This window comes from Winogradskya humida, assembly GCF_016862215.1.
GTDB classification, from domain to species: domain Bacteria; phylum Actinomycetota; class Actinomycetes; order Mycobacteriales; family Micromonosporaceae; genus Actinoplanes; species Actinoplanes humidus.
The window spans coordinates 19,784-41,805 of sequence record NZ_BOMN01000080.1; the positions used below are offsets into that span (position 1 = coordinate 19,784).

The window sequence follows — 22,022 nt, forward strand, 5'->3', positions numbered from 1 at the left end:
GGCTGCGGAGAGGAGTCCTCCGAGCAGGCCGCCATGAGGAAGAGCACGGCGGCCACGCAGAGGATGCGGTGGCCGTGGAGTCTCACCCGGGCGCCCCCGCCCAGATGTTCGCGATGGACGTCTCCAGGTCGTGCTGCGGTTTCCAGCCGAGCTCGTCGCGGGCCCGGCTGATGTCGGCCTGGATCCAGTCGACCGCGGCGGAGCGCTGCGGCCCGGTCCCGGCCTCCCGGACGGCCCCCTTCCAGCCGGCCCGCTCGGCGAGCAGGCCGACCGCGGCGCGTACGGTGACCGCCCGCCCGCTGCCCGCGTTGTAGACCCGGCTGCGCAGCCGTGGCTCGGTGACGACCGCCCGCAGCAGCGACGCGATGTCCTGGACGTCGACGAAGTCCCGGTAGGCGCCCAGCGGCCCCAGCGTGATCTCCGTCGAGCCGTCCGCGAGCGCTTCCCTGATCCGCTGCGCGGCCCGGCCCAGGACGTTCTCCGCCGGTTGCCCCGCGCCGATCGGGTTGAACACGCGTACGGACACGGCATCCAGCCCGGACAGCGTGAACAATCGCGTGCCGGCGACGTGGCTGACACCGTACGCGCCGACCGGTTCTGTCCTCGCGTCCTCACCCACGGCCTGGCCGTGCGGCACGACCCCGTATTCCCCGGCCGAGCCGAGCCGGACCAGCCGCGCGAACGGCACCGCCTCGGCCGCCGCCTCGAGCAGTTTCGCCGCGACGAGGGTGTTGGCCCGCACGAGGTCCTCGCCGGAGCCGCCGAGCGCCCCGACGCAGCTCACCACCGTGTCCGGGCGTTCGGCGCGCAGCAGTTCCGCGAGCTCGGTCACGTCCCCGGCGATCAGGTCGTGGCGGTCCCGCCCGGGACAGATCAGGTCCCCGACCCGGTCGTCGGCGGTCAGCGCCGCCCGGACATGTCCTCCGATGAACCCGGACGACCCGAAGAGCAGCACCCTCATACCGGCTCACCCAGCCGTTCGCGCAGGATCAGCGGCCGGATCCGCTCGAAGCTGCGGTTGGCCTCGTCGTAGTCCTCGGGCCGCCCGATGTCCAGCCAGAACCCCTTGAACGGGTACGTCGCCGGGTTGTCGCCGCGGGCCAGCAGGTCGAGCACCAGCTGGTCGAACCCGAAGGACAGACCCGCCGGGTACGGCGCCAGCGTGTGCCGCGACATGCCGTACACGCCCATGCTGACCTGGTAGTGCAGCTCGGGCTTCTCGCGGAACCCGACGATCCGCGAGGCCTCGACGTCGAGCACGCCGAACTCCACCTTGTGGGTGCGCTCGGCGATCGCGACGGTCAGCCCCCCGGCCGACAACGCGTGCTGGTGCAGCAGGTCGGCGTAGTCGAGGTCGGTCAGGATGTCGCCGTTCATCACCAGGAAGTGCTCCGGCAGCGACTCCTTCAGGCCGAACAGCGGCCCGACCGTCGACAGTGGCCGGTCCTCCTCGATGTAGTCGACGCGCAGCCCCCAGCGGTCCCCGTCGCCGACGAACGCCCGGATCAGCGGGCCGAGATGGTTGATCGCGAGGGTGACCGACGTGAAGCCGCACCCCGCGAGCTGCTCGAGGACGATCTCCAGGATCGCGTGCTTGTCACCGATGGGCATCAGCGGCTTGGGCAAGGTCGTGGTGTACGGCCGCAGCCGCACGCCCTTGCCGCCGGCAAGAATCACCGCATGCATAGCAGTTCTGCCTCCCCATGGTCGTGATCTACCGGAAGTGGCGGACCTGGCCCGCGAACGGGGACAGGCCGTACAGGAACAGGCCCTGCAGCGCGACGACGCTGCCGAGATAGAGCAGGGTGTCGGTCAGCGGATGCGCCGTCCGACCCAGCAGGGGCGCGGCGCCGAGGGCGGCACCGATCCCGATGTGCACCGCGAGCGCGGCCAGCATCGACCAGCAGAGCCAGCCGAAACGTTCGAAGCCGGCCAGCAGGAACGCGGAGTAGTAGGCGCCGCCCAGCACGACGTGCGCGGCGATCATCACCACGCCGGGTGCCGAGAGCCACCCGGTCAGGGCCAGCCCGGCCACCAGCACCAGGCCCAGACCCGCCGGGACGGCCAGGCAGAGCAAGGTCTCCCGGGCGATGAGTACGCGCATCGCGCGCTGGAAGTCCTCGGGCCGGTGACTGAGCCGGGTGATCCGGACCGCGGCGGCCCGGAATCCCTCGGCGCGCCACTCGACGAACCCCATGGCAAGGATCAGCGGGGCCACCGCGGCCGCGATGTCGAGCCTGTTCAGCAGGTACGGCGCCTCGGCGTGCAGGAGCAGGGCGGCCGAGCACAGGCCGTACCACGTGACCCCGGCCAGACCGGGCAGCTGCAGGCGCAGCAACGGCAACCCGGACGCCTCCGCCACGTCGCCCCGGTTCCGGGTGAGCAGCAGCGCGGCGACGTAGGCGGCGGTCACCCCGGCAGCCGCGGTGACGAGCGCCGGGGTCCGCAGGGCCGGGCCGGCCAGGAGGTACGCGCAGCCGAAGACGACCGCCGGCACCATGGTCAGCGCCTGGACGCCCTCGCGGCGGTAGAACACCAGCACCGTGCCGGCCAGCTGATAGCCGAGCTGGCACATGGCGAGCACGACCAGCCCCCAGCCACCGCCGGTGACCGCCACCACGAGGAACCCGCACGCCGCACCTGCGAACGGCGCACCCACGGTCGCGAAGCGCAGGAGCCGGGCGGCGGCCCGCGGGCGGTTGCCTCCGAGCAGCTTGTACGCGGCGAACGCGGCCGTCCCGGCGTACAGCCAGCCGAGCGCGCTGGCCAGGGTCAGCGCGAGCACCACCGACCGCTGCCCGAGCACGCCGAGCACCGCGGGGAACACCGCGCTGGGCAGGGCGTACAGCGGGCCGTGTGCGAGGACCCGGAGCCCGGCCCGCCACGTCCGCGGGGTGTCCGCCGCCGCCGGTTGTTCGAGGGGCGGGCCGAGCCGGCGGTAGACCTCGACGGCGAGGGCGAACACGTCGGCGAAGCCGTACTCGACCTTGGCGCCGCGGTCGGTGAAGCCGTCCGATTCGAGGGCGGCGGCGACCTGCAGGGCGTCGACGGCGCGGGCCAGCTTGGGCCGCATCCGGTCGACGAGCTCCTCCAGGGGATCGTCGGAGATCCGGGGAAGAACGACGGTGTGGATCGGCGGGCCGCCCGCTGCCTTGTCCGCGCCGGCGGAGGTGCCGTCCGGCCGTGCGGGGCCCGCGGGGGCGCGGCGGGTCCGGCGTGACTGCGGCGGGATCGGGGGCCGGATCACCTGGGTGTCGGAGTTGTCGGTCCGGTGCGCCCCGGCGGTGTTCGGCGCGGGCATGCGTACGGTCCGGTCGCCGACGTCCATGCGGACGGTCTCGTCCGGGAGCACGATGCGGGGGGTCTCGTCCGGAAGCTCGATGCGGGTGGTCTCGTCCGGAAGCTCGATGCGGACGGTCTTGTCGCCGATGTCGATCCGCACGGTCTCGGTGCCGGCCTCGTCGTTCACTGTCACAGCTGCCCACCCGTGTAGAGACCCGAGGTGGCGGCGGAACGCTGCCGCGGCGGCCTGGCCCGGCCCTGCGCCGTGCCGCGCAGGTGCTCCGGCTGCTCGGCGGCACCGATCGGCGTCGCGAGTCCTTCGTAGACGTTGCGGTACATCTGCAGCGACTGGCTGAGGGTGAAGTGCTCGAGGACCCGGGCGCGTGCGGCGACGCCGAGCCGGAACCTCAGCTCGTCGTCGCGCAGCAGCTTGACGCAGGCCTCGGCGACGGCGGCGTGGTCGCGCGGGGCCACCACGATGCCGGTCTCCCCCACCGCCTCGGACACCCCGCCGACGTTCGTGCAGACCGTGGGCCGCCCGCAGGCCATGGCTTCGACCACGGTGTACGGGAAGCCCTCGGAGATGCTGGTCAGCGCGACGATGCTGCCCGCGTGGTACGCGTCGACGGCGTTCCCGATGCGCCCCTCCAGCACCGCCGAGCCGGTGAGCCCGAGCTCCTCGATGAGCAGCTCGCAGGACTCGTGGTAGATCCGGTTCACGGCGGGCGTACCCCCGAAGATGCGCAACCGGGCCGCCGGGATCTCCTTCTTCACCAGAGCGAATGCCCTGATCAGCGTGTGCAGGTCCTTGAGCGGGTCGATCCGGCCCATGAACGAGATCGTCGGCACCCCGGGCTCGCTGGTCGCCGCGGGGAACTCGGCCGGCTCGACGCCGTTGTACATGGTCCACATCCGGTCCGGGTCCGCGCCGTTGTGCAGCTGCCAGCGGCGGTTGTACGCCGAGTGCGGCGCGAGCACGTCGGTGATGAGGTACGCCGCCCCCGCGAGGGACCGGAAAAAGCTCAGCGCCAGCACGCGCACCGCGTGCGAGGCGTCGTCGTCCAGGTACGAGATGTAACGCTCCCGCAGGTAGATGCCGTGTTCGCTCATGACGATCGGGGTGCCGTAGCGCCACTTGGCCGCCATGGCCACGAGCGTGGACAACCCGTTCATCGAGCAGTGGATGATGTCGGCCTGGACGACCGGGGCGCTCAGCGGCCGCAGCATGTGCTCGATCAGCCAGGCGGCCTGGATCGCGTCCGCCACGGTCGGCGCCGGGGACGTCTGCTCGACGCGCAGCTCACGCCACGCGTCGAGCATCATGCCCAGGGCCTCGTTCGACACGAGCGCGGCGCTGAGGTCCCCGCCGTCCGCGGCGTACTCGTAGAGCCCGCGCAGGGCGAGCAGGAACATGCTGCGGCTGACCGCGCCCTGCTCGGACAGCGTCGTCTCCAGCGGGGTGACCAGGGCGCGCAGGAACACCGCGTACGACTCGGTGAAAGCGGCCCCGGGTTGCTGGTTGTTGCGCCTGGGGTTGTCCGGCCCGCTCCCCCAGAGGGGGATCGAGTGGACGTTGTCCAGGTTCACGGGCGGGGCGAAGACGGATTCCTCGCTGCCGTCCACGGTGAGCGCGACGACCTCCCAGCGGTAGTCCGGGATGCCTCGGATGAGCTGCTCACACCAGATGCTCACCCCGCCCATCGCGTAGGGGTACGTCCCCTCCGACACGAGTGCGACACGCACTGGATTTCCGCCTTCCCCCCGTCCGCCGCGATCAGGCCCGCGGAGCCGCGGTCACCGTCACGGCCGTGTTCGCCACGAGGGCGATCGGCGCCGAGACATCGCTGCCGTACGTGCTCGACGTCGCCGCCGTCACGCCGCTGAGCTGCACCGTGCCGGTCAGCGGCGAGGTCACCGTGACCGTGCCGGTGGACCGGTCGTAGACCGGGTCGGCCCCGGCGGCCCGCTGCGCGAAGTGCGCGTTACGAACCGTCGTGTACGCGCCGAGCGAGGACCAGTCGAGGTTGATCAGCGGCGTCGCGTAGAGCGAGTCGTACTTGCCGACAACGCTCTCGGTCCAGTCCGTGAGCAGCGACTTACCGGCGTTGTAGTCCTTCACGTTCGCGATGTGGAAGGTGTGCGTGTTGATGCCACCCGACGCCACGTGCTGCAGCGCCACGCCGGCCTCGTAATCCACGATCTGCGCGTACGTGCGGTCGGTCGGCCAGTACGGGAAGCGGCCGTTCGGGCCGTAGAAGGAGTTGTAGAACGCGGTCTCCTCCTCCGGCGTGGTGACGTGGTACGCGATGTTGGTCGGCCAGTCCGGCACCACCGACAGGCTCGTCTCCAGGGGGTGCACGATGCTGGTGTTGAAGTTCGCCGGCACGTGGCTCGCGAACGAGAAGTTGCCGTGCAGGTACTTCACCCCGAGGTCCTTGGCCGCCTGCAGCAGGTTCGGGTTCGAGCCTGCCAGGCCGTGATCGACGGGTACGCCGGTGTCGTCGTCGGGGTCGGTCGTGTAGACGCCGAGCCCGGAGTACTCCGGGGTCTTCAGCACGTCGTTCGGCGTCGAGATGCCCGCGGCGGTGGCAGCCGTACGGTTATCGTTGATCTCGCCGTAGGTCGTGGCGTAGTTGGTGGTGTTCAGCTCGTAGTGGTTGAGCGTGTGGTTCAGCCACCGGAAGTCGTTCTTGAGGCACTTGCTGGTCGCCGTCAGCTCGGTCGCCCCGCCGTTCGGGCTGCACGTGCTGCCCGCGAACGGGTCGATGTCCGCGCCGTTGAGGGCCAGGTTGTAGGTGAACCCGGACGCCTGCGGGTGCGCGGTGCGCAGCGCGGCCTGCTTGTCCTTGAGGTTGACCATGTCGTGCGCGGAGACCTGGTAGCCCGGCGTGTACTCGACGTGACCGTCCGGGTAGTAGTGGTCCGAGGTGTTGAACCAGTCGTCGACGTCGACGTTGAGGTAGTGCCGCTGCTCGCCGAGGAACATGCCCTTGGTCGCCCACCGCACCACGCCGTAGACCAGCAGGTCCGACTGCAGCAGGTACTGGTTCAGCGTGAACGTCAGCGCGAGCCGCTCCCGGCCGTCGGTCGACGTCGTCCGCACCCCGAGCACGTTCGTGCCGTCGGTCAGCGTGGAGTCGGCGCTGCAACCCGCGGCGATCGAGGTCTTGTAGACGTACGACTGCACCACCGGGATCGTGGCGCTCGCCTTCAGGTAGTCGAACACCCCGGCACCCGCCGCGGTGAAGTTCACGTTCAGCGGGGTGTCACCGACCGAGGTCTCCCCGGCGGAGCGCAGGCAGTAGTCCTCGGGCCAGGTGCCGTAGCTGGTGTAGAGCGCGGCCTGGCGGACACCGAAGTTCCGCTCGTACGCCCAGAGGATGTTCCACTCGCCGCTCTCGAGGCCGTTGAGGTAGGCACCCCCGGACGAGTAGACCAGCATGCTGTTGGTCAGCAGGACCGCGTTGTACTTGCCGACGCCGTCCGCGCGCACCAGCGTGCCGGTGGTCAGCGTCGTGTCGGCCGAGTAGAGCACGTCGTAGGCCGCACCGAGTCGGTCCAATGTGGCCTTGTAGGTGGCGACACCGAAGTCGTTGGTGTCGGTGGCGATGATCAGCGAGCGCAGGGCGACCTGGTCGTTGACGCCTGCCACCGCGGCAGCCTTCGCCGGGGCCTTGCCGGGCGTGGTCACGGCGACCTTGCCGGTGCGCTTCGGCAGCGGCGCGGGCGGGGTGACCCGCGGCTGGGCGACCTGGCCGTAACCCGGGACGCTGGGCGCGGTTCCGGCGGGAGCGCGCAACTCGGCCTGGGTTTGAGCGCGCAGTGCGGCCTGGGTTTGAGCGCGCAGTGCGGCCTGGGTTTGAGTGTGCTGGGCCGGCTGGGCGCCGGCCGGTGTCGGCGCGGCGGCCACGAGGGCACCGGCGCACAGCACGGCGAAGAGGGAGCGGATCCCCCGTCGTTGGACGATCACTCGTCGTTGGACGAGACGAGCAGGAGCCATCGAGCGTCCTCCACAGCAGAGACGACAGAAACGTAAGAACGGTGCGGTGCATGCTCGCGAGGCCGGCGAGGATGGCGGGCCGACGGCGAGTCTAAGCAAGATTTAAGGATCACCGAGGCCGCATTCGGGTGTCCCCAGATTGACTATTGGTGCGGTTGACTCTGGATCGTCCCTGGTGATAGCACCCGAAACCCCGGAGCGCCGTAACACCGTCCGCAAAGTCGTCCCCATGGACCTGACTTGCGAATCTCCTATGCCTTTCGTAATGCGCCATTAACATTCGGCCGGGCCGCCGGTACGACATCGGAGATCATCACTGTGTGTGATCCGCTGCCCTAATGTCCACATAGGGCACGGTTCACACGAAGCGACGGATCTGCGAGGTTACCTCCGGGCAGCACAAACAGTCCGAAGTGGATTGCGGGCGCAACACGACCGTAAATCGCGGGTTCAGCCCGGGAACGGGAACCATTTCCCCAAGGTTCTCCGGACCACCCCGAATGGATCATCGCGTTACCCGCAAGAAATCTCCACCGAACGGCCACAATTATCGGCCACACGGCGGTTTACCGCCACTCGTGACGCATTCGCAGGACAGTTATCAGTCAACGTTGTTCGATGAGACCATGACGCTGACAACCGCGTTCACGCGGATGACCGGAGCGCGCCACCCCATCGCCCTCGCCCCGATGGGCGGAACGGCGGGCGGCGCACTCGCCGCCGCCGTCGCCCGCGGAGGCGGCCTCGGACTGCTGGGCGCGGGCGGCGGGGAGCGGGAGTGGCTCGCCCGCGAACTCCCCCTCGCAGCCGCCGGCCCCGGCCCCTGGGGCGCCGGCTTCCTGACCTGGGCGACCGGCACCGCGGCGGTCGAGCACGTCCTCTCGTTCCGGCCGGGGGCGGTGATGTTCTCCTTCGGCGACCCCACCCCGTTCACCAGCCTCGTCCACACCGCCGGTGCCGTGCTCATGATCCAGGTGACCGGCCTGGACGAGGCCCGCCGAGCCAGAGACCTCGGCGCCGCCATCATCGTGGCCCAGGGCACCGAGAGCGGCGGCCACGGCGCCCGGCACGGACGCTCGACCCTCCCGTTCGTCCCGGCGGTGGTCGACCTCGTGGCACCGGTCCCGGTGCTGGCCGCCGGCGGCATAGCGGACGGCCGCGGCGTCGCCGCGGCCCTGGCCCTCGGCGCGGCGGGCGCCCTCCTCGGCACCCGCTTCCAGGCGACCCGGGAGAGCCTGGCCGACCCGTCAGCCGTCGCGGCGATCATCGCGGGCCGCGCGGAGGACACCGAGCGAAGCCGCATCCTGGACATCGCCCGGGACTCCCCCTGGCCGTCCGCCTACACAGCCCGGACCCTCGGCCACCCGCTCCTCGACCATTGGCGCGACCGCGAGGCCGCCCTCACCGCCGACCCGCACGCCAAACAGTCCTACCGCGACGCCGTCGACCGAGGCGAGCTACCCGCCCAGCCAATCTGGGCCGGCGAGTCCACCGACCTCATCACCGACCACCCATCCGCCGCCGACCTCGTCGAGTCCCTGGCCGCCCAGGCCGAGACCGCCCTCCGCCAGGCCGCTCCCCAGCCCGACGGCCCTCCGGCCAAGGCCGGCCGCGAGCCCACACAGGGCACGGACGATCCCGCCCCGGCCTGAATACCGGCCGCCCCGGGGGTCGGTGCTCGCCCTGAAGAGCAGCGCTCACCGCAGAGAGCAACGCACCCTCCCAGAACCGCCATCCTCCAGCCCCGGAGAGCAGCGCTCACCTCGGAGAGCAACGCACTGCCTCAGAACCAGCGCCCCCATCCCAGAGAGCAGTGCTCACCGCAGAGAGCAACGCACTGCCTCAGAACCAGCGCCCCCACCCCAGAGAGCAGCGCTCACCGCAGAGAGCAACGCACCCTTCCAGGAACGGCACACCCCGCCCGCCGAGAGCAGCGCTCATTCCGGGAATCACCGCCCACCTTGGAGAGCAGTGTCAGTAGGCGAGGACGGCGCCCGCTCCGGAGACGGCGACCGAGTGCGTCGCCCAGCCGTCGCCGGCGGGGGCGTTGTGCAGGAAGGTGGCCGGCTCGATCAGGTAGCCCGGCGGTTGCGCGTCGTGCAGGCGCAGCGCGGTCTGGCGGTAGGTCGCCGGGGCGACGCTGACCAGCGTCCCCGCCCAAGGCACCGCGATGGTCCGGTGGACGTGCCCGGCCAGGACCCGCGGTGCAGGGCGGTCGCCGGAGCCGCGGCGAGCGGGGCGGCAGGCAGGTGCGGGTCACTCAGAAGGCAGGTGCGGGTCACTCAGATGCGCGATGAGCATGGCCCGATGGCAGGGACGGGTGAAACCGTTCCCGCCGAGCGCGGATCGGACACCCGGCGGGAACGGTGGCTCAGGCGGGCGGTGGGTCAGGCGGGCGGTGGGTCCGCGAGGGGCCAGCCGCCGGCGGCGAGGTGGGCGGAGACGCGTACGACGTCCTCGGGGGTGGCGTCCTGCAGCACCGAGCCGGAGATCATCGCCTCGATGTCCTCGGCGGTGATGGGGTCGGCGCCTTCCGGGGATTGCTTGGCGAGGTCGATGGCGATCTGGCGTACCTCGTCCTCGGTGAGCTTGCGGCGCAGGACGCCGAGCAGGGCGACGTAGTCCTGCCGCGGGACGCCCGTCGGGTAGCCCGCGCGCAGCCACTCGACGGCGCGGGTCATGAAATTCGACCGTGATTCGGTCATGGCCTCACTTGTCCACGATCGTCGGGAACACGTGCTCGAAGCTCAGCGCCTTGCCGAGGCCGCTGGCCACGATGAACGTGATACCCAGGACGACGCCGAGCAACACGATCGCGAACAGGACCCAGCCGAGAACCTTGCCCAGCGCGTGCGGAGCCGCTCCGGCGGTTGCCTCGGCGCTGCCGCCGTCACCCCAGGCGAGGGTGCGGATGCCGAGGGCGAACAGGGCCGGCAGGCCGGCACCGAGGATCAGACCCGCCGCCAGGACCTTCCACGCGCCCTCGAGGGCGAAACCCAGGTTGTGCATCTCGTACGCCTCTCAGCTCGCCACGCCGGCGGGCTCGCGCTCGGCGGGCCGGGCGTCCTCCCACTCGTCGTTGACGTTGTTGTGGTCGACCGGGGTGCGGCGCGACCGCAGGAACATGTACGTGGCGAAGGCCAGCAGGATGACGAAGACCGCGATGGAGCCGCCGAGCCCGTCGCCGAGCAGGTGGCCGATCCACCACATGACCGCGCCGACGACCGCCGCGGCGGGCAGGGTGATCAGCCAGGCCGCGACCATGCGGCCGGCGACCCGCCATCGGACCTGGGCGCCGGGCTTGCCGACGCCGGAGCCGAGGATCGAGCCGGTGGCGACGTGCGTGGTGCTCAGCGCGAAGCCGAGGTGGCTGGAGGCCAGGATGACGGCGGCCGACGCGGACTCGGCGGCCATGCCCTGCGGCGGGGAGATCTCGACCAGGCCCTTGCCCAGGGTCCGGATGATGCGCCACCCGCCGAGGTAGGTGCCCGCCGCGATGGCGAGGGCGCAGGCGGCCTTCACCCAGAACGGGATGCTCTTGGTGTCGGTCCAGTCCCCGGCGGCGATCAGGGCGAGGGTGATCACACCCATGGTCTTCTGCGCGTCGTTGGTGCCGTGCGCGAGCGAGACAAGCGAGGCGCTGCCGATCTGGCCCCACCGGAACCCGTTGTCGGTGAAGCGTTTCGCGACGCCGACGGTGATCCGGTAGATCAGCCAGGTGCCGGCCGCGGCGACGACGCCGGCGATCACGGGCGACAGCAGCGCGGGCAGGATCACCTTGCCGACGACGCCGTCCAGCTTGCTGCCGTCGCCGTTCCAGTTGACGCCGGTCCAGCCGAGCCCGGCGATGGTGGCGCCGATCAGCCCGCCGAACAGCGCGTGCGAGGAGCTGGACGGCAGCCCGAGCAGCCAGGTCAGCAGGTTCCAGACGATCCCGCCGACCAGGCCGGCGAGCACGATGAGCAGCAACGCGGAGCCGCCGTCGGCGAGCAGTTCGGGCTTGGGGGCACCGTTCGAGCTCTGAATCTTCACCACGGCGTTGCTGACGGTGAGCGCGACCTCGACGGAGAGGAACGCACCAACAAGATTGAGGATGCCGGAGAGCGCCACGGCCACCTTGGGCCGCAGCGCCTTCGTCGCGATGGAGGTGGCCATCGCATTGGCGGTGTCGTGGAACCCGTTCGTGAAGTCGAAACCGAGCGCGGTCACGACCACGAGTGCGAGAATCACGGAAGTCTCTGTCACATGCAGATAGTCTCCCCCCAGGTCAGCGCACTGAAGACCCTGGCGGCAGCTAAAACATAATTCTGCTCACGTTGGACAGCGGGTGGCCTCGATGTCACCCATTGGTCACCCTGGCTCGGGTTTATGTGATCAACGAGAGGGAGACAACGGGCCACCCGGCTCCCGTCAGCCGTGCGACTCGGCGGTGCGGATCGCCGCGACGAGGATGGCGAGGCCTTCGCGGGCCTCGTCCTCGGTCAGGGTGAGCGGCGGGCCCATGCGCAGGACGTTGCCGTAGAGGCCGCCCTTGCCGACCAGCAGCCCGCCCTTGCGGCACTCGTCGAAGACCGCGAGCGTGGCGGCGGTGTCCGGCTCGGTGGTGCCCGGACGGCAGAACTCGAGGCCGATCATCAGCCCGCGGCCGCGTACCTCGGCCAGGATCTTGGAATCTGCCGCGACCTCGCGCAGACCGGAGAGCAGGATCTCGCCGGTACGCCGGGCGTTGGCCTGCAGGTCGTGATCGAGCACGTAGTCCAGGACCGCGTTGCCGGCCGCCGTCGAGATCGGGTTACCGCCGAACGTCGAGAAGCTGGTGGCGGGCACGGCGTTGACGAGGTCCGCGCGGCCGACGACACCGGCCAGCGCGAAGCCGTTGCCGATGCCCTTCGCGAAGGTGATGAGGTCGGGCTGGACGTCGTGCGCCTGGTAGCCCCAGAAGTGCTCACCCGTACGCCCCCAGCCGGTCTGGACCTCGTCGGCGATGAGCAGGATGCCGTGGTTGTCGAGCTCCTTCTTGAACGCCCCGAGCAGCCCGTCCGGCGCGTGCACGAAGCCGCCGACACCCTGGATCGGCTCGGCGATCAGCGCCGCCACGTCACCGGCCGTGGTGGTGGCCAGCACCTCGCGCAGGTCCTCGACCGCCGCGTCGATGTGGTCGCCGTCGGACAGTCCCGCCATCCGGCCGCGCAGCTTGTCCCCCGAGTGCAGCCAGCTGACCTGCAGCGGGCTGAGACCGCTCGCCGACCAGCTGCGGTGCCCGGTGACGGCCATCGCGGCGAACGTACGGCCGTGGTAGCTGTTGCGGATCGCCAGGATCTGGTTGGAACGGCGGTGGTTCGTGGCGAACAGCAGCGCCGCCTCGTTGGCCTCGGTACCGGAGTTGGTGAAGAAGACCCGCGCGTCGGGGATGCCGGAGACCCGCGCGATCTTCTCCGCGAGGTCGACCTGCTGCCGGATCAGATACAGCGTCGAGCTGTGCACGATGCCGGTGGCGAGCTGGCGTTCGACGGCCTCGCGCACCTCGGCCACGTCGTAGCCGAGCATGTTGGTGAGCACACCACCGAAGAAGTCGAGATAGGTACGCCCGGACGCGTCGGTCACGCGCCGCCCGGAGCCGGAGACGAGCTCGATCGCGTCGTTGCCGTAGTACGTCGTCACCCAGGAGGGCAGCACGGCCTGGTGCCGGGCGAGCAGGTCATCGGTCATGGGTGTCCTCCAGGAGTGGGCGTCAGCGCCAGCCGCGCGGGTGCGGCTGGCTCCGGGAACCGCTGCCGCGGGCGTCGGCCCCGGCGGCGGAAGCGAAGATGTCGGCGAGGGCGGGCACGCCGTCGCGGATCAGGCCGACCGTGATCCGGACGTGGTCGGCGCCGAGCGTGGACACCTCGAACGGCGCGCCCGGGGCGACCGCGATGCCGTGCCCGGCGAGGCTGAGCATCGCCATCTGCTGGTCCTCGACCCGCATCCACAGGTTGATGCCGTCGTCCGACGTCGCGGACACACCCCGCTCGGCGAGCGCCGTCAGCATGGCGGCGCGGCGGTCCGCGTAGACCTGGCGCGCCTCGGCCACCTGCACGATCGCGTCCACGGAGGTGAGCAGGTCGAGCAGGACGGCCTGCAGCAGGCGGCTGGACCAGCCGGGCCCGAGCAGCCGCCGGTCGGCGATCGCGGTGACCAGCGGCGCGGGCCCGCCGAGCGCGGCGAGCCGCAGGTCCGGGCCGTGGCTCTTGGAGAAACCGGCGACGTGCACGGTCCGGTGCGGCAGCCGGGTGCCCAGGCTCACCGGGGGCGCGGTGGCGATGTCCCCCGCATGATCGTCTTCGACGATGGTGACCTGGGGGTACGCGGCCAGCGCGTCAGCCAGCTCCTCCACGCGCCGGGCGCTGAGGCTGGCCCCGGCCGGGTTGTGCGCGCGAGGCTGCAGATAGACCGCGACCGGGTCGTACGCCCGCAGCGCACTCGCCAGCGCGTCCGGCCGCATCCCGTGCTCGTCCAGCGCCACGCCGACGACGGTGGCGCCGACGGCTTCGAGCAGGTCGAGCACCGGGGGGAACGCGGGGTTCTCGACGAGGACGTGGTCGCCGTACCGGACGATCGCGGCGGTGATCCGGTCGAGGGCGTCGAGCGCACCGTCGACGACGGTCAGCCGATCCACCGGGTACGCCCACCGCGCCCGCAGCACCGTCTCCAGGGGCGGCAGCACGGCGGCCTCGAGGTAACTCGTCGTGAGGCGCGCGTCCCCGACCCGCTTGAGCGACTCGGTGATACTCGGTAACAGATCGTAGTCGGGCACGCCGGTGGAGAAGTCCTGGGTGACGCCGGGGAACGTGCCGCCGAGCTGGGCGTACCGGAGGCGTTGCCGGGGCTGGCCGGGTGACGTGACGAACGAGCCGGACCGGCCGCGGGTCTGGATCGCCCCGGCCCGCGCGAGGCTGCGCCAGGCCTCGCTCACCGTGGTCGGGCTGACGCCCAGGGCCGCGGCGACGTCGCGCACGGTCGGCAGGCGCGCCCCGCTCGGCAGGTCACCCGCCGTGACGAGACGGCTCACCGCCGCGGCGATGCCCCGGGCACTGCGGTCGTCGACCGCCCCCGTGATGAGCCTGAGCAAGCCCCGCCCCCTCCTTGCACTTCCCGGCCGCCCCGCCCCTGGTCGGGCCAAAGCAAATTACCGGCGCGAAACATTTGGTAACAAGCGAGCAATTGTTCGCCTCCGCCTGTGTCATTAGTGTTCCCCTGCATGGGCCCCGGATGTCAAGCAGAGCAGGGGCCATGACAGGTGGTGCCGAGGCGATCACAATCAACACGTGACTCATGCCACCATAAAGAGAGAGGGGCAGCACCGATGAGCAGTATCGTGCGAGCCGCCCTCGTCCAGACCACCTGGACGGGCGACAAAGAGACGATGATCAAGGCTCACGAGGACTACGCCCGCCAGGCCGCCGCCCAGGGCGCCAAGGTGATCTGCTTCCAGGAGCTCTTCTACGGCCCCTACTTCTGCCAGGTCCAGGACGCCGCGTACTACGAGTACGCCGAGTCGATCCCCGGCCCCACCACCGAGCGCTTCCAGGCCCTCGCCGCCGAGCTGGGCATGGTGATGGTCCTGCCGATGTACGAGCAGGAGCAGCCCGGCGTCCTCTACAACACCGCCGCCGTGGTCGACGCGGACGGCAGCTACCTCGGCAAGTACCGCAAGCACCACATCCCGCAGGTCAAGGGCTTCTGGGAGAAGTTCTACTTCCGCCCGGGCAACCTCGGCTACCCGGTCTTCGACACCGCGGTCGGCAAGGTCGGCGTCTACATCTGCTACGACCGGCACTTCCCCGAGGGCTGGCGCGCGCTCGGCCTCAACGGTGCCCAGATCGTGTTCAACCCGTCCGCCACGAGCCGTGGCCTCTCGTCGTACCTGTGGCAGCTGGAACAGCCGGCAGGCGCCGTCGCCAACGAGTACTTCATCGGCGCCATCAACCGCGTCGGCATCGAGCCCCTCGGCGACGACGACTTCTACGGCCAGTCCTACTTCGTCGACCCCGAGGGCAAGTTCGTCGGCGACGTCGGCGACACCAACAACCCCGAGCTCATCATCCGCGACCTCGACCTCGACCTGCTCTCCACCGTCCGCGACCGCTGGCAGTTCTACCGCGACCGCCGCCCCGACAGCTACGACGGGCTGGTCACCCCATGAGCTTCCTGATCAAGAACGGGACCGTCGTAGGCCCGCAGGGGCCCAACGCCGCCGACGTGCTCGTGGACGGGGAACGGATCGTCGCGCTCTACGCCCCGGGCACCGCTCCTGACGTGCCGGACACCATCGACGCGACCGGGAAGTACGTCATTCCCGGCGGCGTGGACGCGCACACCCACATGCAGATGCCGTTCGGCGGCACCGAGGCCAGCGACACCTTCGACACGGGTACGCGGGCCGCGGCGTTCGGCGGCACCACCACGATCATCGACTTCGCGATCCAGCGCACCGGCGAGGTCGTGCAGGACGGGCTGGCGGCCTGGCACGAGAAGACCGCCGGCAACTGCCACGTCGACTACGGCTTCCACATGATCCTCGGCGGGGTGGACGACGAGTCGCTCAAGGCTATGGACCAGCTCGTCGCCACCGAGGGCATCTCGAGCTTCAAGCTGTTCATGGCGTACCCCGGCGTCTTCTACAGCGACGACGGCCAGATCCTGCGCGCGATGCAGAAGGCCCGCGACAACGGCGCCCTGATCATGATGCACGCGGAGAACGGGCCCGCGATCGACGTCCTCGTCAAGCAGGCCCTGGAACGCGGCGAGACCGACCCGTACTACCACGGCGTCACCCGCCCGCAGGAGCTCGAGGCCGAGGCGACGAGCCGGGCGATCTGGCTGGCCGAGGTCGCCGCGGACTGCCCGCTCTACATCGTGCACCTGTCCGCCTCGAAGGCCCTGGAGCAGGTCGCCGCGGCCCGCGACCGCGGACGCAACGTCTTCGCCGAGACGTGCCCGCAGTACCTGTACCTCACCCTGGAGGACCAGCTCGGCGCGCCCGGCTTCGAGGGCGCCAAGTGGGTCTGCTCGACGCCACTGCGCAGCAAGCACGAGAGCCACCAGGCCGACCTGTGGAAGGGCCTGAAGACCAACGACCTCGCCGTCGTGTCGACCGACCACTGCCCGTTCTGCATGAAGGACCAGAAGGAGATGGGGATCGGCGACTTCTCGAAGATCCCCAACGGCATCGGCAGCGTCGAGCACCGCGTCGACCTGCTCTACCAAGGTGTCGTCGACGGCAAGCTGTCCCTGGGCCGCTGGGTGGAGACGGTCGCGACGACGCCGGCGCGGATGTTCGGCATGTACCCGAAGAAGGGCGTCATCGCCCCCGGCTCGGACGCCGACATCGTGCTGTACGACCCCGCCGGGCGTACCCGGATCTCGGTCGACACGCACCACATGAACATGGACTACTCCGCGTGGGAGGGCTGGGAGATCGCCGGCAAGGTCGACACGGTCATCTCCCGCGGCGCGGTCATCGTGCAGGGCGGCGAGTACAAGGGCCACGCCGGGCACGGGAAGTACGTACCGCGCGGCCTCTCCGAGTACCTGGTCTAGGGGCGCGGCGATGCGTGAGATCAAACATTGGATCGACGGTACGGCGACCGCGGGCACGAGCGGCCACCAGCTCCCCGTCTGGGATCCGGCGACCGGCGAGCAGCAGGCGTACATCGTGGCGGCGACCGCGGCCGAGACCGCAGCGGCCGTCGCGTCGGCGAAGAAGGCCTTCCCCGCCTGGCGGGCGGCGTCGCTGTCCCGCCGGGCCGAGGTGATGTTCCGCTTCCGGGAACTCGTCGACGCCAACCGCAAGGAGATCGCGACGCTGGTCAGCGCCGAGCACGGCAAGACCGTGGCCGACGCGGGCGGCGAGCTGGCCCGGGGCCTGGAGAACATCGAGTTCGCCGCGGGCGCCCCGCACCTGCTCAAGGGCGGCTACAGCGAGCAGGCCTCGACCGGGGTGGACGTCTACTCGATCCGCCAGCCGCTCGGGGTCGTCGCGGGGATCACGCCGTTCAACTTCCCGGCCATGGTCCCGATGTGGATGTTCTGCAACGCCCTGGTCTGCGGCAACACGTTCGTCCTCAAGCCCAGCGAGAAGGACCCGTCGGTGGCGCTGCTGCTCGCGGACCTGCTGCGCCAGGCCGGGCTGCCGGACGGCGCGTTCAACGTCGTGCAGGGCGACCGGCTCGCGGTCGAGACCCTCATCGACAGTCCGGACGTACAGGCCATCTCGTTCGTAGGTTCGACGCCGATCGCCCGGGCGATCTATCAGCGCGCGACGGCGCAGGGCAAACGGGTGCAGGCGCTCGGCGGGGCCAAGAACCACATGGTGGTGCTCCCGGACGCGGACATCGGCTCGGCCGCCGACGCGGCAGTCAGCGCGGGGTACGGCTCCGCCGGCGAACGCTGCATGGCCGTCTCGGTCGTCGTGGCCGTGGGCGCCAGCGCCGACCCGCTCGTGGACGCGATCAAGGAGCGGATCGGCCGGATCGCCGTCGGACCGGCCAGCGACCCGAACGCCGAGATGGGTCCCCTGATCAGCCGCGAGCACCGCGACAAGGTGGCCGGTTACCTCGCCGACGCGGGCAGCGCCGAGGTCGTCGTCGACGGCCGCGACGCCCCGATCACCGACGGGCCGGGGTTCTTCCTCGGCGCCTCGCTGGTCGACAAGGTGCCGACGGACTCGCCGCTCTACACCGACGAGATCTTCGGGCCGGTGCTGTCGGTGGTCCGGGTCGACACGTACGAGCAGGCCCTGGACCTGGTCAACAGCAACGAGTATGGCAACGGCACCGCCATCTTCACGCGCGACGGCGGCGCGGCACGGCAGTTCCAGTACGACGTCGTGTGCGGGATGGTCGGCGTCAACGTGCCGGTGCCCGTACCCGTCGCCTATTACAGCTTCGGCGGCTGGAAGTCGTCGCTCTTCGGCGACCTGCACATGTACGGCCCGGAGGGGCTGCAGTTCTACACCCGCAGCAAGGTCGTCACCTCGCGCTGGCCGGACCCGGCCACCTCCGAGGTCGACCTCGGCTTCCCGAAGGTGAGGTGAAGACGATGGACATCGGCGTCGTCCTGCAGTGCGACCCACCCTCGAGCGAGCTCGTCGAGCTCGCGAAGAAGGCGGAGGACCTCGGCTACAGCCACGTGTGGACGTTCGACTCGCACGTGCTGTGGCAGGAGCCGTTCGTCATCTACTCGAAGATCCTCGCCGAGACGTCCCGCGTCATCGTCGGCCCGATGGTGACGAACCCGGGCACCCGCGACTGGACGGTCATCGCGTCCCAGTTCGCCACCCTCAACGAGATGTACGGCAACCGCACGATCTGCGGCATCGGCCGGGGCGACTCGGCGCTGCGGGTCCTCGGACTGCAGCCGAACACGCTCGCTCAGCTGCGCGAGAGCATCGGCGTGATCCGGGGCCTGGCCAGCGGCGAGACGGTGGAGCTGCGCGGCAAGCAGCTCCAGTTCGCGTGGGCGCCGGACAGCAGGCTCGACGTCTGGGTCGCCGCGTACGGTCCCAAGGCCCTCGCCCTGACCGGCGAGGTGGGCGACGGCTACATCCTGCAGCTCGCCGACCCCGACATCGCCGCCTGGATGATCAAGGCCGTCCGGGACGCCGCCGAGAAGGCCGGCCGGGACCCGCTGGCGATCAAGTTCTGCGTGGCCGCCCCGGCGTACGTCGGCGACGACCTCGCGCACCAGCGGGACCAGACCCGGTGGTTCGGCGGCATGGTCGGCAACCACGTCGCGGACATCGTGTCCCGCTACGGCTCCGCGGGCGCGGTCCCGAAGGCCCTGACCGACTACATCGAGGCCCGGCAGGGCTACGACTACGCGGAGCACGGCCGCGCCGGCAACTCGCACACCGCGTTCGTGCCCGACGAGGTCGTCGACCGGTTCTGCATCCTCGGCCCGGTCGAGGACCACCTCGCCCGGCTCGAGCAGCTCCGCGAGCTCGGCGTCGACCAGTTCGCGCTCTACCTGCAGCACGACGACAAGGAAGCCACGCTCGAGGCCTACGGCAAGAGCATCATCCCGGCCATGTCGACCGGCCAGGGCACGCCCGGAGATGGTCGTGGCCCGGACCGCATCGAGCTGACCGGCCCGGCGCCGGCTGAATCCGCGGCCTCATGAGGCGTGCCCTCAGCGTCGTGATCGGACTGGTCGTCATGGTCGCCCTCTGGGAGGGCTACAAGGCGGTCGGTAACCCGGACGGCACGGTGCTGTTCGGCACCCGCGTCCTGCCGCGCGCCGACGACCTGTCCATGCCGCACGTGTGGGACATGCTGTCCCGGTTCGGCCGCCCGGAACTCACGGGCGGCCGGCCGGTCTGGCAGGCCGTACTCAGCGCAACACTGTTCACACTTGGTATCACCGCTCTCGGTTTCGTCGCCGGCGCGGTGGTCGGGCTCGTCCTCGCCATCGCCATGCAGCGCTTCCGTATCGTCGAGCGCGGCCTGCTCCCCTACGTCATCCTGTCGCAGACCGTGCCCCTGGTCGCCCTCGCGCCGCTGATCGCCGGGTGGAGCGGCAACCTGTCGTTCGGCGCGTACCCGTGGCAGGACTGGATGACGGTCGCGGTCATCTCCGCGTACCTGAGCTTCTTCCCCGTCGCGGTCGGCATGCTCCGCGGCCTGCAGTCCCCGCACGTGAGCGGGGTCGAGCTGATGCGCAGCTACGCCGCCGGCTGGTGGCGCACCCTGGTCAAGCTCCGCCTCCCGGCCTCGCTGCCCTACCTGTTCCCCGCGCTGCGGCTGGCCGGTGCCGCCGCCGTCGTGGGTGCGGTCGTCGGCGAGATCTCCACAGGCACGCGCGGCGGCATCGGCCGGCTGATCCTCGAGTACTCCCGCGAGGCCACCTCCGACCCCGCGAAGGTCTACACGGCCATGGTCGGCGCGGCCCTGCTCGGGCTCGTCGTCGCCGGCCTGGTCAGCCTCCTCGAACTGCCGCTCATGCGGCACCGGCGCCGAGTAACGGTGGTGACGATGTGACCGCAGTTTCGGTACAAGCTGTCTCACAGATCTTCAACCAGGGGCACACCGACGAGGTGACCGCCCTGTCCGACGTGGACCTGACGGTCGCCCCCGGCGAGTTCGTCTCCCTGATCGGCCCGTCCGGCTGCGGCAAGAGCACCCTGCTGCGGCTGATCGCCGACCTCATCACCCCCACGAGCGGCACGGTCGAGGTCAACGGCAAGCCCGCGGAGAAGGCCCGCCTCGACCAGGAGTACGGCATCGCGTTCCAGCAGGCCGGCCTCTTCGAATGGCGCACGGTCCAGCGCAATGTCGAGTTGCCACTCGAGTTGCGCGGCCAGTCCCGGGCCGAACGCCGCTCCCGCACCGCCGAGATGCTCGAACTCGTCGGCCTCACCGACTTCGCCCGGCACTACCCCGCCCAACTCTCCGGCGGCATGCAGCAACGCGTCGCCATCGCCCGCGCCCTCGCCGTGCACCCGCCGCTGCTGCTCATGGACGAGCCGTTCGGCGCCCTCGACGAGATGACCCGCGAACGCCTCCAGACCGAGCTCCTCGCCATCTGCGCGAAGACCGGCACCAGCACCATCTTCGTCACCCACTCCATCTCCGAGGCGGTCTTCCTCTCGAACCGGGTCGTCGTCATGTCACCCCGCCCCGGCCGGATCACCGCAACCGCCGACATCGACCTCCCCAGCCCCCGCGACGAAGCCGTACGCCAGTCCCCCGCGTTCTTCGACGCCGTGACCACCGTCCGCAAAGCCCTCCGGGCGGCAGCGTGAAACCCGGCACCGGCGGCACAGGACCAGACCCCGCCGCCAGCGGCACACCAAGACCCACCGCAGGCGGTATGAGACAAGGCGTCTCAGTCGGCGTGAGCCGAAGCACCACAACCGGCATGAGCCGGAGCACCACGACCAGCATGAGCCGGAGCACCACAACCGGCATGAGCCGGAGCACCACGACCAGCATGAGCCGGCGCACCGCTACCGGCATTAGACGCGTCCTCCCGCCATTGGTCCTGGGCATCGCCGCCCTGGCCGCCTGGGAGCTGACCGTCTCGCTAGGCCGCATCGCCCCGTTCGTCCTCCCGGCACCCTCCGCCATCTGGCACGAGCTCATCGCACAGCGCGGCAACATCTGGGACGCCGCCCTGGCCAGCGGCCTGAACGCACTGATCGGCCTGCTCTGGGGCACCGCCGCCGCCGTCCTGCTGGCCATGGTGGCCAGCCGCTTCCGCTTCCTCGCCGACCTGTCCCTGCCCCTGGCCGCGGTGCTGAACGCGCTGCCGATCATCGCCCTCGCCCCGATCCTCAACAACATGTTCGAGTCGACGTCCAGCCTCCCCCGCCGCCTGGTAGCCGGGATCATCGTGTTCTTCCCGGTCTTCATCAACACCCTGCGCGGGCTGCGCGAGGTGAACCCGGTCCACCGCGAGCTGATGACCAGCTACGCGGCCGGCGGCTGGACGTTCACCCGCCTCGTCCGGCTGCCCGGGGCGCTGCCCTTCGTCTTCACCGGCCTGCGACAGGCGTCCTCGCTGGCCGTGATCGCCGCCGTCGTCGCCGAGTACTTCGGCGGGCTGCAGAACGGTCTCGGGTCCCGGATCACCTCCGCGGCCGCGTTCACCGCGTACCCCCGCGCCTGGGCCTTCGTGGCCGGCGCCTGCCTGCTCGGCCTCGTCTTCTACCTAGCAACGCTCCTGCTGGAGCGGATCGCCATGCCCTACCGCAATTAAAGGA

Annotated in this window: 19 protein-coding genes; 8 read left to right on the forward strand and 11 right to left on the reverse strand. The window is 70.6% G+C overall.

Features of this window, described 5'->3' with window-relative positions; translation table 11 throughout:
• Positions 1 to 82 precede the first annotated feature (82 nt).
• From Ahu01nite_RS27995 to Ahu01nite_RS28015, 5 genes are read right to left on the reverse strand one after another with little or no spacing between them, the layout of a single operon-like run.
• Positions 83 to 961, reverse strand: coding sequence for an NAD-dependent epimerase/dehydratase family protein (locus tag Ahu01nite_RS27995; protein ID WP_203839636.1), 879 nt, complete (start codon positions 959 to 961; stop codon positions 83 to 85).
• Complete coding sequence (locus tag Ahu01nite_RS28000; RefSeq protein ID WP_203839637.1) at positions 958 to 1,686, reverse strand: sugar phosphate nucleotidyltransferase; 729 nt, start codon at positions 1,684 to 1,686, stop codon at positions 958 to 960. The genes Ahu01nite_RS27995 and Ahu01nite_RS28000 overlap by 4 nt, the downstream gene beginning before the upstream one ends.
• 28 nt (positions 1,687 to 1,714) lie before the next feature.
• Positions 1,715 to 3,475 carry a hypothetical protein gene (locus Ahu01nite_RS28005; RefSeq protein WP_203839638.1) on the reverse strand — a complete coding sequence of 587 codons (1,761 nt, stop codon included), beginning with the start codon at positions 3,473 to 3,475 and terminating at the stop codon, positions 1,715 to 1,717.
• Positions 3,472 to 5,025 carry a GT4 family glycosyltransferase PelF gene (gene pelF / locus Ahu01nite_RS28010; RefSeq protein ID WP_203839639.1) on the reverse strand — a complete coding sequence of 518 codons (1,554 nt, stop codon included), beginning with the start codon at positions 5,023 to 5,025 and terminating at the stop codon, positions 3,472 to 3,474. The genes Ahu01nite_RS28005 and pelF overlap by 4 nt, the downstream gene beginning before the upstream one ends.
• Positions 5,026 to 5,056: 31 nt before the next feature.
• Entirely contained in the window at positions 5,057 to 7,282 is a 2,226-nt protein-coding gene (locus Ahu01nite_RS28015; RefSeq protein WP_203839640.1) for an Agd3-related carbohydrate deacetylase, read from the reverse strand.
• Between the two features lie 626 nt (positions 7,283 to 7,908).
• Here Ahu01nite_RS28015 and Ahu01nite_RS28020 point away from each other — a divergent pair.
• On the forward strand, positions 7,909 to 8,934 hold the full coding sequence (locus Ahu01nite_RS28020; protein WP_203839641.1) for an NAD(P)H-dependent flavin oxidoreductase: 1,026 nt from the start codon (positions 7,909 to 7,911) through the stop codon (positions 8,932 to 8,934).
• A gap of 322 nt (positions 8,935 to 9,256) precedes the next feature.
• Here the strand turns inward: Ahu01nite_RS28020 and Ahu01nite_RS28025 are convergent, their stop codons facing one another.
• The 6 genes from Ahu01nite_RS28025 to Ahu01nite_RS28050 all read right to left on the reverse strand — a co-directional run bounded on the left by Ahu01nite_RS28025 (position 9,257) and on the right by Ahu01nite_RS28050 (position 14,390).
• Entirely contained in the window at positions 9,257 to 9,448 is a 192-nt protein-coding gene (locus Ahu01nite_RS28025; protein WP_203839642.1) for a hypothetical protein, read from the reverse strand.
• A gap of 221 nt (positions 9,449 to 9,669) precedes the next feature.
• A complete protein-coding gene (locus Ahu01nite_RS28030) occupies positions 9,670 to 9,987 on the reverse strand; it encodes a DUF3349 domain-containing protein (RefSeq protein WP_203839643.1) in 318 nt (105 codons plus the stop codon).
• A gap of 4 nt (positions 9,988 to 9,991) precedes the next feature.
• Positions 9,992 to 10,291 carry a hypothetical protein gene (locus Ahu01nite_RS28035; RefSeq protein ID WP_203839644.1) on the reverse strand — a complete coding sequence of 100 codons (300 nt, stop codon included), beginning with the start codon at positions 10,289 to 10,291 and terminating at the stop codon, positions 9,992 to 9,994.
• 12 nt (positions 10,292 to 10,303) lie between these two features.
• Positions 10,304 to 11,527, reverse strand: a complete 1,224-nt coding sequence (locus Ahu01nite_RS28040; protein ID WP_203839645.1) for an inorganic phosphate transporter — start codon at positions 11,525 to 11,527, stop codon at positions 10,304 to 10,306.
• A 165-nt stretch (positions 11,528 to 11,692) separates the two neighbouring features.
• Positions 11,693 to 12,991: an aspartate aminotransferase family protein gene (locus Ahu01nite_RS28045; RefSeq protein WP_203839646.1), complete on the reverse strand. Its 1,299-nt coding sequence runs from the start codon at positions 12,989 to 12,991 to the stop codon at positions 11,693 to 11,695.
• A gap of 22 nt (positions 12,992 to 13,013) precedes the next feature.
• Positions 13,014 to 14,390, reverse strand: coding sequence for an aminotransferase-like domain-containing protein (locus Ahu01nite_RS28050; RefSeq protein ID WP_203839647.1), 1,377 nt, complete (start codon positions 14,388 to 14,390; stop codon positions 13,014 to 13,016).
• A gap of 234 nt (positions 14,391 to 14,624) precedes the next feature.
• Between Ahu01nite_RS28050 and Ahu01nite_RS28055 the strand changes: the two genes are divergently transcribed.
• The 7 genes from Ahu01nite_RS28055 to Ahu01nite_RS28085 all read left to right on the forward strand — a co-directional run bounded on the left by Ahu01nite_RS28055 (position 14,625) and on the right by Ahu01nite_RS28085 (position 22,018).
• Positions 14,625 to 15,464: a nitrilase-related carbon-nitrogen hydrolase gene (locus tag Ahu01nite_RS28055; RefSeq protein WP_203839648.1), complete on the forward strand. Its 840-nt coding sequence runs from the start codon at positions 14,625 to 14,627 to the stop codon at positions 15,462 to 15,464.
• Complete coding sequence (gene hydA, locus Ahu01nite_RS28060) at positions 15,461 to 16,861, forward strand: dihydropyrimidinase (RefSeq protein WP_203839649.1); 1,401 nt, start codon at positions 15,461 to 15,463, stop codon at positions 16,859 to 16,861. The genes Ahu01nite_RS28055 and hydA overlap by 4 nt, the downstream gene beginning before the upstream one ends.
• Before the next feature lie 10 nt (positions 16,862 to 16,871).
• A complete protein-coding gene (locus Ahu01nite_RS28065) occupies positions 16,872 to 18,356 on the forward strand; it encodes a CoA-acylating methylmalonate-semialdehyde dehydrogenase (protein ID WP_203839650.1) in 1,485 nt (494 codons plus the stop codon).
• A 5-nt stretch (positions 18,357 to 18,361) separates the two neighbouring features.
• The gene (locus tag Ahu01nite_RS28070) at positions 18,362 to 19,441 is read left to right on the forward strand and encodes a TIGR03842 family LLM class F420-dependent oxidoreductase (RefSeq protein WP_203839651.1); all 1,080 of its coding nucleotides are present in this window, start codon (positions 18,362 to 18,364) and stop codon (positions 19,439 to 19,441) included.
• Positions 19,438 to 20,298, forward strand: a complete 861-nt coding sequence (locus tag Ahu01nite_RS28075; RefSeq protein WP_203839652.1) for an ABC transporter permease — start codon at positions 19,438 to 19,440, stop codon at positions 20,296 to 20,298. The genes Ahu01nite_RS28070 and Ahu01nite_RS28075 overlap by 4 nt, the downstream gene beginning before the upstream one ends.
• Positions 20,295 to 21,062 carry an ABC transporter ATP-binding protein gene (locus tag Ahu01nite_RS51430; RefSeq protein ID WP_203839653.1) on the forward strand — a complete coding sequence of 256 codons (768 nt, stop codon included), beginning with the start codon at positions 20,295 to 20,297 and terminating at the stop codon, positions 21,060 to 21,062. The genes Ahu01nite_RS28075 and Ahu01nite_RS51430 overlap by 4 nt, the downstream gene beginning before the upstream one ends.
• A gap of 116 nt (positions 21,063 to 21,178) precedes the next feature.
• Positions 21,179 to 22,018: an ABC transporter permease gene (locus Ahu01nite_RS28085; RefSeq protein WP_239159198.1), complete on the forward strand. Its 840-nt coding sequence runs from the start codon at positions 21,179 to 21,181 to the stop codon at positions 22,016 to 22,018.
• The last annotated feature ends 4 nt before the right edge of the window (positions 22,019 to 22,022 follow it).